10 protein-coding genes are annotated in these 14,859 nt (G+C 73.0%); 3 read left to right on the forward strand and 7 right to left on the reverse strand.

Going from position 1 to position 14,859, the window contains the following annotated elements; genetic code table 11:
• Positions 1-106: 106 nt before the first annotated feature.
• Complete coding sequence (locus ABZ321_RS18260) at positions 107-442, reverse strand: PadR family transcriptional regulator (RefSeq protein WP_344498365.1); 336 nt, start codon at positions 440-442, stop codon at positions 107-109.
• Between the two features lie 129 nt (positions 443-571).
• On the opposite strand from ABZ321_RS18260, the gene ABZ321_RS18265 reads away from it, so the two are divergent.
• Positions 572-2,944: an EAL domain-containing protein gene (locus ABZ321_RS18265; RefSeq protein ID WP_354892489.1), complete on the forward strand. Its 2,373-nt coding sequence runs from the start codon at positions 572-574 to the stop codon at positions 2,942-2,944.
• On the opposite strand, the gene ABZ321_RS18270 is transcribed toward ABZ321_RS18265, so the two are convergent.
• Entirely contained in the window at positions 2,937-3,983 is a 1,047-nt protein-coding gene (locus tag ABZ321_RS18270; protein WP_354892492.1) for a hypothetical protein, read from the reverse strand. The genes ABZ321_RS18265 and ABZ321_RS18270 overlap by 8 nt on opposite strands.
• Positions 3,984-4,018: 35 nt before the next feature.
• Between ABZ321_RS18270 and ABZ321_RS18275 the strand changes: the two genes are divergently transcribed.
• Complete coding sequence (locus tag ABZ321_RS18275) at positions 4,019-5,980, forward strand: tetratricopeptide repeat protein (protein WP_354892495.1); 1,962 nt, start codon at positions 4,019-4,021, stop codon at positions 5,978-5,980.
• Here ABZ321_RS18275 and ABZ321_RS18280 read toward each other — a convergent pair.
• Complete coding sequence (locus ABZ321_RS18280) at positions 5,974-9,975, reverse strand: bifunctional nitrate reductase/sulfite reductase flavoprotein subunit alpha (RefSeq protein WP_354892498.1); 4,002 nt, start codon at positions 9,973-9,975, stop codon at positions 5,974-5,976. The genes ABZ321_RS18275 and ABZ321_RS18280 overlap by 7 nt on opposite strands.
• A gap of 135 nt (positions 9,976-10,110) precedes the next feature.
• On the reverse strand, positions 10,111-11,457 hold the full coding sequence (locus ABZ321_RS18285) for an MFS transporter (protein ID WP_354892501.1): 1,347 nt from the start codon (positions 11,455-11,457) through the stop codon (positions 10,111-10,113).
• Positions 11,458-11,483: 26 nt separating this feature from the next.
• On the opposite strand from ABZ321_RS18285, the gene ABZ321_RS18290 reads away from it, so the two are divergent.
• Entirely contained in the window at positions 11,484-12,416 is a 933-nt protein-coding gene (locus ABZ321_RS18290; protein ID WP_354892504.1) for a winged helix-turn-helix transcriptional regulator, read from the forward strand.
• A 20-nt stretch (positions 12,417-12,436) separates the two neighbouring features.
• Here ABZ321_RS18290 and ABZ321_RS18295 read toward each other — a convergent pair whose 3' ends face one another.
• From ABZ321_RS18295 to ABZ321_RS18305, 3 genes are all read right to left on the reverse strand, one after another.
• A complete protein-coding gene (locus ABZ321_RS18295) occupies positions 12,437-12,895 on the reverse strand; it encodes a pyridoxamine 5'-phosphate oxidase family protein (RefSeq protein WP_354892507.1) in 459 nt (152 codons plus the stop codon).
• A 40-nt stretch (positions 12,896-12,935) separates the two neighbouring features.
• Positions 12,936-13,325, reverse strand: coding sequence for a hypothetical protein (locus ABZ321_RS18300; protein ID WP_354892510.1), 390 nt, complete (start codon positions 13,323-13,325; stop codon positions 12,936-12,938).
• 931 nt (positions 13,326-14,256) lie between these two features.
• On the reverse strand, positions 14,257-14,823 hold the full coding sequence (locus tag ABZ321_RS18305) for a DUF4240 domain-containing protein (RefSeq protein WP_354892513.1): 567 nt from the start codon (positions 14,821-14,823) through the stop codon (positions 14,257-14,259).
• Positions 14,824-14,859 lie beyond the last annotated feature (36 nt).

Consider the following 14,859-nt stretch of genomic DNA (forward strand, 5'->3'; position numbering starts at 1 on the left):
CCGGTATCCGGCCCGGCACAAAAGACGGCGTTGGTGGCGGGCGTCAGGTGCAGGGCGCCGCCGAGGGGCCTGCACAGCGGCAGCAGGCAGCGCCGGTCCGGCGCGGTTACTCCAGGCCCGCCTGGAAGCCGCGGCGGCGGAGGCCCGCTGCGGCGGCGTTGGCGTTGCGGCGCAGGCGCTCCACCTCGGTCGCGAGCCGGGCCGCGCCCTCGTCGGTGAGCCGGTAGTAGCGGCGGAGCCGGCCGTCGACGGCCTCCTCGCGCTCCACAGCGACCAACCCCTGCTCCGCCAGCCGGTCCAGCGCGCCATACAGCGTGCCGGCGCCGAGGACCACCGCGCCGCCGGAGAGGGCCGTCACCTGCTGCAGGATCCCGTAGCCGTGCAGCGGCTCGCCGGTGAGCGCGGTCAGCACCAGAAACGTCGGCTCCTGTAAAGGCGGCATGACCAGCAAATTACAACCGTCGTGATATTACGTCAATCGTAACATGCTGAAATCGGGCAGCGGCTCATGGCAGCATTCGGTGGTCGATGATGGCGGTGCACTGGCGACAGCACGGGACGAGGAGACCGGATGGGCGCACTGCGACGGCTGCGGGCCATGTCCGGGCCGATGCGCGCCTCGTGTCTGGTGCTGGCCGCCTGCACGACCTGGTTCCTGGTCAACCTGGTGACGCCGGTGGGGCCGCCGGTCCTGCTGTGGCTGCCCACCCCGGCCGGCGCGCTGCTGCTCACGGCCGCGTTCCGGCGCACGGCGAGGACGATGACGCTGCCCGCGCCGACCCGCAGGTTCTGGGGGCACCTGAGCATCGCCGCGCTGTGCGTCGGGGTCGCGCACACCGCCCAGGCGATCGACGTGCTCACCCACCCGGACGTCGGCGGCGCGTACAACGGGCCCGTCCTGCTGGCCTTCGACAGCGCCGCGGTGCTGCTCATCCTGTACGCGCTGTACCGTCTCCCACTGTCCCGGCGCAGCGCCGGCGAGCGGCTGCGGGTGGCGCTGGACGGCGGCACGGTCGTCGCCGGCGCCGCCGTGTTCATCTGGCACTTCCAGGCCAGGGTCGCGCTGCGCACCGACAACCGCAACGAGGTCCTCGGCGCGCTGATCCTCGCCGTGCTCGCCCTGGTCGTGGTGCTCGCGGTGGCGAAGGTGATGCTGTCGGGCTACGAGTTCATCGACAAGTCGGCGCTGCAGTGGCTCGCCTTCTCGATCTTCTACGGCGCCACCAGCTCGATGCTGCAGCCGCTGCTCGCCTCGGGCCACCCGCACCTGATGTCGACGCAGTTCGGCATCCCGGTGGTGTGCTGCCTGGCGTCATGGGCCGCGGAGCGGGAGCGCGGCGCACCCCGTAAAGCGGCGGTGGCGGTGACGGCGAAGCGGCGCCCGTTCAGCCTGGTGCCCTACGCGGCCGTCGCCGCCGTCTACGTCCTGCTCGTCCTCGAGACCTGGTTCGGCGACCACGGCGACGAGAAGATGCTGGTGCTCGGCGCGGTCACCCTCACGGCGCTGGTCATGGTGCGGCAGGTGGCCGCGTTCGTCGACAACGGCCGGCTCCTCGCCCGGCTCGACCACACCGCCACCCACGACGCGCTCACCCAGCTGCCCAACCGGGCGCTCTTCGGCCAGCGCCTCCAGCAGGCGCTGCGGGAGTCCGGCCCGGTCAGCGTCGCGCTCATCGACCTCGACGACTTCAAGGAGGTCAACGACACGCTCGGGCACGAGGTCGGCGACCTGCTGCTGGTCGAGGTGGCCCGGCGCCTCGCGGGTCGCGCCGGCGCCGCGGACACGGTCGCCCGGCTCGGCGGCGACGAGTTCGTCGTGGTGCTGCCCGGCGCCGACCCGGCCGCCGCCAGCCTCGCCGTGGAGCGGCTCGCCGACGCGCTGCGGGCGCCCGCCGTCGTCAACGGCCACGAGCTGCCGATCTCCGCCAGCATCGGCATCGCCGACGGCCGCGACGGCGACGACCCGAGCCTGCTGCTGCGCCGTGCCGACATCGCCATGTACGCGGCGAAGCGGCTCACCGGCACCGCCTACCTGCACTACGACTGCGCGATGTCGGAGCTCGGCGGCGAGAAAGGCGTGGCCGGTGCGGGAGACGACCATCCGTCCCAGCTGCGTGAAGCCATCGACAGCGGGCGCTGCTTCCTGGTGTACCAGCCGATCGTGTCCCTCGACGACGGCCGGCTCGTCGGCGCCGAGGCCCTGGTCCGCTGGGACCACCCGGTCCACGGCGTCCTGCCGCCCGACGCGTTCATCCCCCTCGCCGAACGCACCGGCCTGATCGTGCCGCTCGGCCGGTTCGTGTTCGCCGACGCGTGCCGGCAGTTCGCGGCCTGGGACGCCCGGCACGGCGCCGCCGCCCCGGCGGTGCTCAACATCAACGTGTCTCCGCGCGAGCTGCGCGAGGCAGACTACGCCGGGTTCGTCGCCGAGACCCTGACGCTGCACGCCGTCGACCCGGCCCGCATCGTCCTGGAGATCACCGAGTCGATGGCCCTGACCCTCGGGCCGGCGACCGCGACCCTCGAGCGGCTCCGCGCGCTGGGCCTGCGGATCTCGCTCGACGACTTCGGCACCGGCAGCTCCACCCTCCGGCTGCTGCACGACTGCCCGGTCGACGAGGTCAAGCTCGACCGCTCCTTCACCCAGGCGCCCGCGTCGCCGTCGGGAGAGGGTCGTCCACCGGTCGCCGCCGCCGTCATCCAGCTCGCCCAGGCGCTGCGGCTGCACGCCGTCGCGGAGGGCGTCGAGACGCCGGAGCAGGCCGAGCAGCTGCGGTCGCTGGGGTACCGCTCGGCCCAGGGCTACCACTTCGCCCGCCCCGTGCCCGCCGCGCAGCTCACCGAGTGGATGACGGATCGCGCACCGCGCCCGACGACCTCACCCGGGTCGGCCGCGACGGCGCCGACGCGCTCCGACGCGGCACCGACCCGCGTCGCTACTTGAGCGTGATCTTCTGCTGGGCGCTGCCCGTCAGCTTCAGCGTGGCCGGCTTGCCGGCGCGGGTCAGCGCGCCCTTGGGCTCGAACCGGAACGTCAGCGTCTGCACCGAGCCCTCCGCGACCTCCATCCGCACCTCGTCGCGAATCGTGTAGCCGTTGGTCGGCACCGTCTCGCCCACGACGTCGGCCTGGGACGCCTCGACGGTCACCGCCTTGCCGTTGGCCGTCAGCTGCAGGCTCTGCCGCATGTCGATGGCGCCGTCCAGCACGCCGATCGAGGTGAGCTTCGCCTCCACCCACACCCGCAGCCACGTGTGCCCGGCCGGCGCCCACGTGCCCTGCTGGCGGTGGTCGTACGGCTCCAGCGCCGCCGACACCTCGATCTCCACATAGGTCTGCTGCGGCTCGCCGCTGATCTGCCCGACGAGCTTGTAGGACGTCTCGCCGTAGGGCCGCGGCTTCAGATAGGCGGCGACGGCGCCCGGCCCGACGGCGCCTGTGCGCAGGTCGATGCTCTGGTCCTTGTCGGCGTCGGACACGACGAGCGTCACCGGCGCCCCGGCGGGCACGAGCGCGACGAGCACACTGTTCGGCGACACGATCCCCTCGACCGGGCGGGCCTTGTCGCCGACCCGCAGCCGCGCCTTCACCACCGCGGACGGCTGCGTCTCCAGGCCCGGCACCGCCGCCAACCGCGCGAACACGAACTCCTTGCCCTGCCCGGCGGCGATCGGTCCGCTCGCGTCACGCGGCACGCCGGTCGCCGACTGCATCTTGCCGAACTGCGTGACGACCGCCGGCTCCAGGTGATCGGCGGTGCCGACCTCGGTGAGCCGCACCGCGTAGTCGGGCCCGCCGATCGCGGCGCCGGCCGGCAGCTGCTTCGCCGACGGCACCGCCAGCCCGCCGCCCGCGACGACGGCCAGCTCCTCGGCGACCGACGCCTGCGACGACGAAGCCGCCGCGGGGACCTTCACCGGCTCCCCGCCGCACCCCGCCAGCAGCGCGCACGCCACCACGACAACCCCGACCCGTCTGCGCATCGGCACACCCTATAGGTGGATGCGACGATGGGATCGTGGACGTCAAGGGCCTGCAAGCCGGCTCACACAACACACAGATCAACCATTACGCGGCCGCCCCGCCGCCGCTCGCCTGGCCGCTGCTCGTGGGCCGCGCCCCGCTGCGCGCCGACGCCTTCCAGTCCAGAGGTTCCCTTGTCGCCGTCGCGTCGCCGGTACTGGTGGGCGACGGCGGCACGGGGAAGACCCAGCTCGCCGCCGCGCTGTTCGAGCAGGCCCGCGCCGACGGCACCGACCTCGCGGTCTGGGTCACGGCATCCTCGCGCACCGCGGCGCTGACCGGCTACGCGGACGCCGCCGGCGCCCTCCGCCTCGCCACCGGCGACGTGGAGCGCGCCGCCGCCGCGTTCCTGACCTGGCTCGCGAACACCGACAGGACCTGGATCGTGGTCCTGGACGACGTCGCCGACCCCGCCGACCTGCGCGGCCTGTGGCCCTCCGGCCCGACCGGCCGCCTCGTGCTGACCACCCGCCGCCGCGACGCGGCCCTGCGCTCCCGCGGCACCGTGATCGACGTCGACGTCTTCACCCCGGCGGAGTCGGCCGCCTACCTGACGGCCAAGCTGGACCGGGACGACCCCGACGCCGCGGCCCTGGCGGCGGACCTCGGCCACCTGCCCCTCGCCTTGGCGCAGGCCGCCGCGCTGATCGTCGACGACGCCCTGACCTGCGCCGAGTACCGTTCCCTGTTCGCCGACCGGACCAGCCGCCTGGCGGACCTGTTCCCGAACGCGACAGGCGACGACCACGACCACGAACTCGCGGCCACCTGGTCCCTGGCCGCCGACCGCGCCGACGCCCTCGCCCCGGTGGGCCTGGCCCGCCCGATGCTGCTCCTGGCCGCCACCCTGGACCCCAACGGCATCCCCGAATCGGTCCTCACCAGCACCGCGGCGTGCACCTACCTCGGCGGCACGGCACAGGATGCCCGCAAGACCCTGCGCAACCTGCACCGCCTGAGCCTGATCTCACACAACGCCACCGACCCACTGCGATCGGTGCGGATGCACGCCCTGGCCCAACGGTCCGCGATAGAATCGGCGCCAGGCGAAGACCTGCGAGGCGTGCAGCGGGTCGGCGCCGACGCGCTGCTGGAGGCGTGGGAGGCGGCAGGGCAGTCGACGTCGATCACGGCGCGGTTCGTCGCCAACGGCAGGGTCTGGGCCGACCGGCTGGACTCGCCGGATGCCGCGATGTTCCTGCACCCGTTCGTGACCCGGGTCGGCGAGTCCGCCGGCGAGATCGGGTTGCCAGAGATCGCGCAGGCCTACTTCTCCGAAATAGCGGGCATCGTCGGCCAGCTCTGGGGTGACAGCCACCGCGGCACCTTGGCGTTGCGGTATCGGATCGGCTACTGGCAGGGCGAGCGAGGCGACTTCCCCGGAGCGGTGTCCTTGCTGGAACAGGTCCTGGCAGATCAGACCCGGATCCTCGGCACGGCGCATCCCGACACGCTGCGCACCCGGGGCAACCTGGCCTACTGGCGCGGGCACGCCGGCGACCCTGCCAGGGCCGCTCGCGAAACCTCGGAGGTCCTCTCCATTCTAGTGCGGACCCCCGACATCGAGGCATCGACGGTCCTGAGCACGCGGCACAACCTGGCGCACTGGCGGGGGCTTGCCGGGGACCCGCGGGCCGCCGCCGAGGAGAGCGCGCGGCTGCTCGTCGACGCCGAGCGCGTGCTCGGGCCCGATCATCCGGACACGCTCGACACCCGCCGGAACCTCGCGCACTGGCGGGGGCTCGCCGGCGACCCGGGCGCGGCCGTCGAGGGCCTCGATGCGGTCCTCGCCGACTATGTACGCGTGCTCGGCGCGGATCATCCCGACACGATGCAGGTGCGGGAGAACCTCGTACATTGGCGGCCTCAGGATCTCGACGCGCTGCTCGCCGACAGGACCAGGGTCCTCGGGGCCGATCATCCGCACACCGTGCGGACGCGGCGGATACGTCAGTAGACGTCGCGGACGTAGCGCTTGTCGGCGGCGAGCTGCTTCACATAGGCCTCGGCGGCGTCCGGGGTCAGGTGGCCGTGGGCGACGGCGATCTCGCGCAGGGTCCGGTCGACGTCCTTGGCCATGCGGCTGGCGTCGCCGCAGACGTAGAAGCAGGCGCCGTCCTGGAGCCAGGACCACAGGTGGGCGCCGTGCTCGCGCATGCGGTCCTGCACGTACACCTTGTTGCGCTGGTCGCGGGAGAACGCGAGGTCCAGGCGGGTGAGGACGCCGGTGTCGCGCAGGGCGAGCAGCTCGTCGGCGTAGTAGAAGTCGGTGCCGCGGCGCTGCTCGCCGAAGAACAGCCAGTTGGCGCCGCGGGCGCCGCGCGCCTGGCGCTCCTGGAGGAAGCCGAGGAACGGGGCGACGCCGGTGCCGGGGCCGACCATGATCATGGGGGTGGCCGGGTCGGCCGGTGGGCGGAAGTGCGGGGCGCGCTGGACGAAGACCGGCACCGCGCCGTCGGCGGGCAGGTCGGCGAGGAACGTCGACGCGACGCCCTTGCGGATCTGGCCGCGGCTGTTCGCGAAGCGGACCACCGACACCGTGAGGCTGACCCGGGTGGGGTCGAGCAGCGGCGTCGAGGAGATCGAGTACTGCCGCGGCTGGAGCCGCTTCAGCACGCCCGCCCACTCCTGCGCGGTCGCGTCGACGGGCCACTCGGCGATGACGTCGATCGCCTGGCGCCCCCACGTCCACTTCGCCAGCTCGCCCTGGTTGTCGGGGCGCAGCAGAGTCTTCAGGTGCGGGTCGGTGCTGCGCTCGGCGACGAACCGCAGCAGGTCCGGGCTGATCTTCGCGATCTCCAGGCGGCGGTGCAGCGCCTCGGCGAGCGGCAGCGTGCCGTGCTGGGCGACCTCGACCGGCTCGTCGGCGCGCAGGCCCGTGACCTTCAGCCACTCGTCGACCAGGTCCGGGCAGTTGACGGGCCAGACGCCGAGGGAGTCGCCGGCCTCGTACGGCAGGACGCCTTCCTCGGACTCGAACGTGAACTGCCGCACCTCCTTCGCCGAGCCGGGCAGGCTCAGCAGGCGGTTGCCGGTGAGCCGGGCCGTCAGCGGCTGGTTGCGGGTCGGCACCGGCGGTGGCGCCGCCCGCCGGGCCGGCGTGGCCCGCAGCGCGGCGATGACCTGGTCGAGCCAGGCGCTGGCGGCCGGCTGGTAGTCCGGCTCGCAGTCGACGCGGGCGGTGAGCCTGGTCGCGCCGAGCTCGCTGAGCCGCGCGTCGAGGCGCCGGCCGTGGCCGCAGAAGTCGTCGTAGTTGGAGTCGCCGAACGCGAGCACGGCGTACCGGCGGTCGTCGAGCCGCGGCGTGTCCGGCCCGCCGAGCGACTGCCAGAACGCGGCGCCGTTGTCGGGCGCGTCCCCGTCGCCGAACGTGCTGGTGATGATGAGCAGGTCCGCCGGCCCGGCCAGGGTGTCGACGCCGACGTCGGCCATGCTGCGCACGCTCGCCCGCCAGCCCGCGTCGGCGAGCCGCCGGCCGACGACGCCGGCGAAGTCCTCGGCGTTGCCGGTCTGCGACGCCCACAGCACGTGGACCGCCGGGCCGGCCGCCTCCTCGGGCGCGGCCACCACGACCGGCGCTGCCGCCGGCACCCGCGAGTACCGCCCGGCGAGCAGCCCGTTCACCCACAGGGCCCGCTCGGGCAGGATCGGCGCCGACGCCGGGAGCACGGGCACGGTCGTGTGATCCGGCGGGGCGGCGACGAGCGCGTCCAGGAATCCGGCCAGATACCGCTTCTCATCGTCGGTGAGCTGCGGCGGTACCGGCGGCAGACCCAGCATCTCGCGAAGGCCCGGCTCGTCCGGAGGCAGGTCCGCGACCCTGGCCAGGGACACGGCGCAGACCTTCAGCTCCGGCTGGAAGGAGATCGGGTCGACGGCGTCGTTCGTGACGGCGTTGACGCTGAGGTACTCGCCGAACAGGTCGTTCCAGTGGAACGGCGCGAAGCAGCCGCCCGGCATCACCCGGTCCGTCACGACGGCGGGCAGCACCGCGCGGCCGCGGCGGGACGCGACCTCGACCCGGTCGCCGTCGGCGATCCCGAGGCGCGCGGCGTCGGCCGGGTTCAGCTCCACGAACGGGCCGGGGTTGAGCTTGCTGAGCTTGCCGACCCGGCCGGTCTTCGTCAGCGTGTGCCACTGGTGCTGCACGCGGCCCGTGTTGAGCAGGAACGGGTAGTCGTCGTCGGGCAGCTCCGCCGCCGGCAGGTGCGGCCGCGCGAAGAAGACCGCGCGGCGGCTCGGCGTCGCGAACGCCAGTCGCGGCCGTGAGCCGTCGGGCCGCTCGTGCAGGTGCTGGCTGACGCCGTCGTTGAGGTAGCGGATCGGGTTGCGGGCCCCCGCCCCCGGCGGCGCGGGCCACTGCACCGGGCCGTCGCGGAGCTGGTCGTAGCTGACGCCGCGCAGGTCGTACCCGGTGGCCGGGTTCCAGAACGCCCGCAGCTCGGTGAAGATCTCCTCGGCGCTGCCGTAGTCGAAGGCCGCGCCGTGTCCCAGCTCCGTCGCGATGCGGGCGATCAGCTGCCAGTCGGGCAGGGCGTCGCCGGGCGGGGTCACGGCGGGGTGCACGAGCGTCAGGTTCCGCTCGGAATTGATCATGATGCCGTCGGTCTCGCCCCAGATCGTCGCGGGGAGGATCACGTCGGCGTACGCGTTGGTCTCGGTGTCGCCGTACACGTCCTGCGTGATGACCAGCTCGGCGGCCTCGAGGCCCTCGATGACGGTGCGGCGGTTGCCCACGGACGCGACGGGGTTGGTGCAGATGATCCAGCAGGCCTTGATCTCGCCGTCGGCCATCCGCTGGAACATGTCGACGGTGCCGGTGCCGACCTCGGTGCGGATGGCGCCGCGCGGCAGCCCCCACTGGTCCTCGGCGAACGCACGGTCCTGCTCGACGAGCACCGAGCGCTGCCCGGGCAGGCCGGGGCCCATGTACCCCATCTCGCGGCCGCCCATGGCGTTGGGCTGGCCGGTGAGCGACAGCGGCCCGCTGCCGGTGCGGCAGATCGCCCCCGTGGCGAGGTGCAGGTTGACCAGGGCGTTCGTGTTCCAGGTGCCGTGCGTCGACTGGTTCAGCCCCATCGTCCAGCAGCTGACCCAGTTCTTCGCTGTACCGATGACCGCCGCTGCCTCATACAACGATTTTTCGGAAATGCCGGTTATTTCGGACACGCTTGCCGGAACATAGTCGGCCAGGAAGGCGGGCATGGCGTCCCAGCCCTCCGTGTGCGCCGCGATGAACTCCTCGTCGGTGTGGCCGCCCTCGACGAGCAGGTGCAGCAGCCCGTTCAGCAGCGCGAGGTCGGTGCCGGGGTTGACCTGCAGGAACAGGTCGGCCCTGTCGGCGGTGGCGGTGCGCCGCGGGTCGACCACGATGAGCTTCGCGCCGGCCTTCATGCGGTCGAGCATCCGCAGGAACAGGATCGGGTGGCAGTCGGCCATGTTCGCGCCGATGACCAGGAACACGTCGGCGTGGTCGAGGTCGTCGTACGAGCCGGGCGGCCCGTCCGATCCCAGCGACAGCTTGTAGCCGCTGCCGGCGCTCGCCATGCACAGCCGTGAGTTCGACTCGATCTGGTTGGTGCCGATGAAGCCCTTCGCCAGCTTGTTCGCCAGGTACTGCGCCTCGAGGGTCATCTGGCCCGACACGTACAGCGCGACCGCGTCCGGCCCGTGCTCGTCGATGATCGCCCGCAGCCGCCGCGCGGTCTCGGTGATCGTGGCGTCGAGGTCGGCGTCCTGCGGCGCGGCGCCGCGCTCCCGGCGGACCTTCGCCGTGCCGAGCCGCCCGGGCGCCGCGAGCATGTCGGCGCTCGTCGCCCCCTTGGTGCACAACCGCCCGCGGTTGGCCGGGTGCTCCTTGTCGCCCGTTGCCTTCAGCGCGCTCCGCCGGCCGTCCGGCCCGGTCTGGATGTCCAGCACCATCCCGCAGCCGACGCCACAGTACGAACACACCGTCCTGACCTGCGTGCCGAGTGCTACCACAACCACATCCCTCCGCCCGGCCGACACCGTCGCGTCGACCGTGACGCTGCGGGCAGCCTAAGGAGAGCGCGTTACACGCACGTCACGCCGTTCATCGCCACCCCGTTACACGTGCCCCACATCGACACCGCCCGAGCTGTGAACGACCTCGCCGCCGTCGCGCGGCGCGCCTTGGAAGTCGCCGGCGCTCGGCGCGTCCTGGAAGTCGCCGGCGCTCGGCGCGTCCTGGAAGTCGGTCAGGTCGCGCAGCCGCCGGACGGGCGACAGGACCAGCGCGAGCGGGGCGGCCAGGGTCGCCGCGGCGAACAGCCACAGCGTCGTGCGCCCGTCCAGCGCGCCGGCCAGGGCACCCGCGACGAGACCGCCGACGGGGATCGCGCCCCAGGACACGAACCGGACCGTGGCCATGACCCTCGGCAGCAGGTCCGGCGGGCTGGCGATCTGGCGGTAGGTCCGGGTCGTGACGCTCAGCACGACCACCCCGCCGGCGAACACCACGTTGCCGGCGGCGAACGCCACGAACGCCGGCCAGCCGGCGCCGACCGGCACGAGGGCCGCGCCGGCGACCGCCGCGAACCCAGCCCAGACCAGGGCCCTGGCGGATCCGAGCCGGCCCGTGATCCGCGCCGTCAGCGCCGCGCCGACGAGGGACCCGACGCCCTCCGCCGCGAGCAGCAGGCCGACCAGCCCGGCGGGCGCGTGCAGCTCGCGCACCAGGTACAGCGGGTACACGGCCAGCTGCGCGCCGCAGACGAAGTTGACGGCGGTCGCGGTCCACATGCCTGGGCCCATCACCGGGTGGCGGACCACGAACCACCATCCTTCCCGGATCAGTCCCCAGGCCGGCCCCGTCCCGGCACGGACCCTGCCGCCCCGAACCGGCAGGGTCCGCAGCAGCGCGGCGGAGACGACGAAGCTGGCGGCGTCCACCAGTACCGTGGCGACGGGACCGAACAGTTGGACGCAGAACCCACCGACGGACGGCCCGCCGAGCTGGGTGGCGGCGTGCGTGGCCGACACGAGGCTGTTGCGGGCCTGCAGCCGCTCCCGCTCGACGATCTCCGGCAGGAAGGTCGCGTTGGCCACGTCGAAGATGACGTTGGCGAAGCTCACGACGAGTGCCACCGCGACCAGCTGCGGCACGCTCAGCCACCCCCACCACCAGGCGAGCGGCACCGACCCGACGGCGGCGGCCCGGGCGAGGTCCGCGCCGACCTGCACCCCACGCAGCGGCAGCCGCTGCACGAACACCCCCGCCGGCAGCCCGATGACCAGCCACGCGAGATAGCTCGCCGCCGCGATCAGCCCCATCTCGAACGGCCCCGCGTCGAGCACCGTCAACGCCGTCAGCGGCAGCGCGACCGCCCCGACCGCCGACCCGACGCTGCTGGTGGTCCCGGCCGCCCACCAGGTCCAGAACAGCGTCTCTTTGCGGGATGTGGTGAGTTCCATAATGGAACGGACTATAGTCGGTAAGCATGGACCGCGCTGCCCTCGCCGACGCCGACTGCGGCATCAGCCAGGCGCTCGGCGTGATGGGCGACGGCTGGACGTTCCTGATCGTGCGGGACATCGCCGGCGGCACGACCCGCTTCGACGCACTGCAGCGCGCCCTCGGTGTGAGCCGGCGCGCCCTCACCGAGCGCCTCGCCCGGCTCGTCGAGCACGGCGTGCTGCACCGGCGGCAGTATTCGGCGCACCCGCCGCGCTACGACTACCTGCTCACCGCGAAGGGCGAAGGGCTGCTGCCCGTGCTGGTCGCCCTGCAGGACTGGGGCACCCGCCACGTCATGGGCTCAGGCGTCCTGACCGCGACCGCCGCCTCTGCCCCCGGCTCCGCCTCTACCTCCGGCTCCGCTTCCGGCTCCGGCTCCGGCTCCGACTTCGGCTCCGGCGAGGTGCGCAGGGTGCACGCCCTGACCGGCCGCCGCCTGCCCGCCGTCACGCTCACCGCACACGACGGCACCCCGGTCGACCTCGGCGCTCCGGTCTCATGGATGCTGCTGTACTGCTTCCCCGGCGCCTTCGCCCCGGACGCCCACGGTTATCCGCCCGGGTGGGGCGACATCCCCGGCGCGCCCGGCTGCACCCTGGAGTCGCTGACCTACGCCGACCGCCACCCGGCGTTCCTGGCGAAGGGCGTCGCCGTTCACGGCGTGAGCACCCAACGCCCCGACCAGCTGGCCGCGTTCGCCGCCCACGCCCGCCTGCCGTTCCCGCTGCTGTCGGACCAGGACCTCATGCTGACCGCCGGCCTGCTCCTGCCGACCTTCCGCGCCGCGGGCGTCGACCGCCTCAAGCGGCTCACCCTGCTCGCCGACCCCACGGGCGTGATCCGCGAGGTGCAGTTCCCGATCACCGACCCGGCCGCCTCGGTCGACGAGATCCTCGCCCGCGTCCCGGCCCCCTGACGCTGCTGCTTCGGCGCGCCTTACAGCGTGACGGCGGCCCGCCCGTCGGGCCGGCTGTCGGGGTCGAGCACCCAGTGCTCACGGATCGCCGCCCGGTACATCCGGTAGATCCCTTCACCGGTGACCTCTTCGATCCTGACCAGCCGCCCACCCTTCGGCACCGCCGCGGCACCATACGCCGCCGCGACCTCCGCCACGGCCTCCCCGGAGACCTCCTCCGCCACCCCACTCATGTACACGGCGAACGCCCCGCCCACCTCCACCCGCGAGTCGAACACCACCATGCTCACCTCGGGCCGCACCACCAGGTTCCGCGAGTGCAACGTCTCCGGCGACGACATCCAGACGAGCTCCCGATACCCGTTCATCGTGTAGAAGACCGGCGACACCCACGGCTTCCCACCCGCGTCCGCGGTGCCCAGCACCACATACCGCCCCTCGTCCAGCACACCCCGCGCAGCATTCTCAAACCCGGCCATACCAACACCGTATGCCAACCCCGGCACCCCGCAGACGCCGTCAGCGCGTCAGGACGAACGTGACCTCACCCGGACCGGCCGGATCGCGGACCCACACCTCAACCTCCACCAACCCTTCGGGCACCGGAACCCAGTGCTCGACGGCGCTGACCGTCATCCCCGCATCGAGACCGGCCGGCCCGACCTCGAGACGTCCCGTGTGCACCAGGCTCCAGCCATCGAGCACGGGCCGCCCGTCGTACACGCGGACAGTCACCGGCCCACAATCATCACTCCAGGTCGCGACCAGCATCATGCCCGGCCCGGACACCGCCGTGTGCGGCCCACCGCCCCACTCCGGCACGCTGCAGTCCCCACCGGTCACGGACAGCCTGATCTGGCTGTACTCGGGCTCGATGCCCACCTCAAGCAACAGCTCACCTTCCGCCATCGGCTGATGATGCCCGACCACGCCCACGCAAGAAACCACGCACGCACCCCGCGCCCCGCCGACAACAACCAACCCCCGCCACGATCAGGCAAGGGACAGGAGCAGCCAGCACAAGCACGCGCGACCACACCACGCACGCACCCACGCCCACACAGCGCGCCACCTACACCTCCCCACCCAGCCCGAAGCCACCCCCGTCGCCACGGCGGGCAAAACGCGGACCGATGCCGCGGACTCGAACCAGGCAACGCCACTTGCCGTCGTGGTCGGGACTGTGGTCGGCGTGGATGGGGCGTGGCCGGTGTCTGGGCCGGCCGCACACACCGCGGATCCGTGGAGCCGCGTCGAGCAACGGCAGCAATTGACCAACGCCGCTGCGGTGACCGCCGCTCAGCGTCACAGCGAGCGGGACGCCGACGCGTCGGTGATCAAGTGACGCTCGCTGCCCAGCTTGCCCCGGTCGGCCGGGATCGGGCTGGTGTGCTGCCCCGTTGAGCGCACGCAGGTGCGAAGGGCGCCGCCCGGATCGGCGTGCACGCCGGCGATGAGTCGACGGCCGCCGCGGACAGGTCGCAGCTCGCGGCGGAGCTCGGTGAGCGCAGCGGCGCCACCAGCAATCCAGCCGCCCGGCAGAACGTGGCTCGGCCAGGATCAGTTCGTGTGGCTGCTGCCAGACGCCGGGCTCGGGCGACTCCTGCAACCGCCGCCAGCAAGTAGCGCCGGAGGTGCCGAACGCGGCAGCCAGCAACGCGCTTCACGACACTCCGGTCCGGGCCGCGAAGCCGAGACACGCCGAACTGATCTCGAAGGCGCGGCGCACGCGACGGTCGTGGCGTCCACGGCGCCGGCCTTGCGCAGCGCCCGGCCGCCCGGCCGCTGTATGTGCGGCGTTGTCAACGCTCCGGCGGTCGCCGTGGTCAGGAAATGGCGGTCAGGACAGGAACAGGGCGGCCAACCGGGGCAGGTGCAGCCGCATCTGCTCGTCGTCCTCGAGGTCCCAGCGCTCGCCGCGGGCCGGTGACGGACGGGTCGGCGACCGGGTGGCTAACGCCTCGTCGTAGCCGGACGGGGAGCCGGTGCTGCGGGTGTAGGCCGTGCGGGCCACATACAGCATCGCCTCGCAGCCGAGCCAGCCCTTGCCGGTGGTCGCCATGCGCTGGACCACCGGCAGGTCGGCGAGGGAGTCGGGGGCGACGACGGCGTTGTCGAACGCGGACCGGCCCTGCAGCATCAGGCCGGCCCGGAAGTCCATGAAGCCGTCGTCGCCGCAGCCGCCCTCGATGAGATAGGCGGCGGCCCACAGCGGAGCCAGAAATGCCGAGTCGAAGACCGAAGAGAAGCAGCGCCCGAACGCGACGATCGACGAGGGCGGCAGGGCCGCGACCCGCGACAGCACCTCGCCCGGCAGCGGGTCGTCGGCCGAGTCACGATCCCCCGCCGACGACCCGCATGCCGCCCTCGCTTCCTCGATCAGGCCCCACCACTCCCGCAGCTCCATGACCGACACGCTAGCCCCGGGGTACGACAGAAAATG

The sequence above is a fragment of the Dactylosporangium sp. NPDC006015 genome (assembly GCF_040614215.1).
Taxonomy (GTDB): Bacteria; Actinomycetota; Actinomycetes; order Mycobacteriales; family Micromonosporaceae; genus Dactylosporangium; species Dactylosporangium maewongense.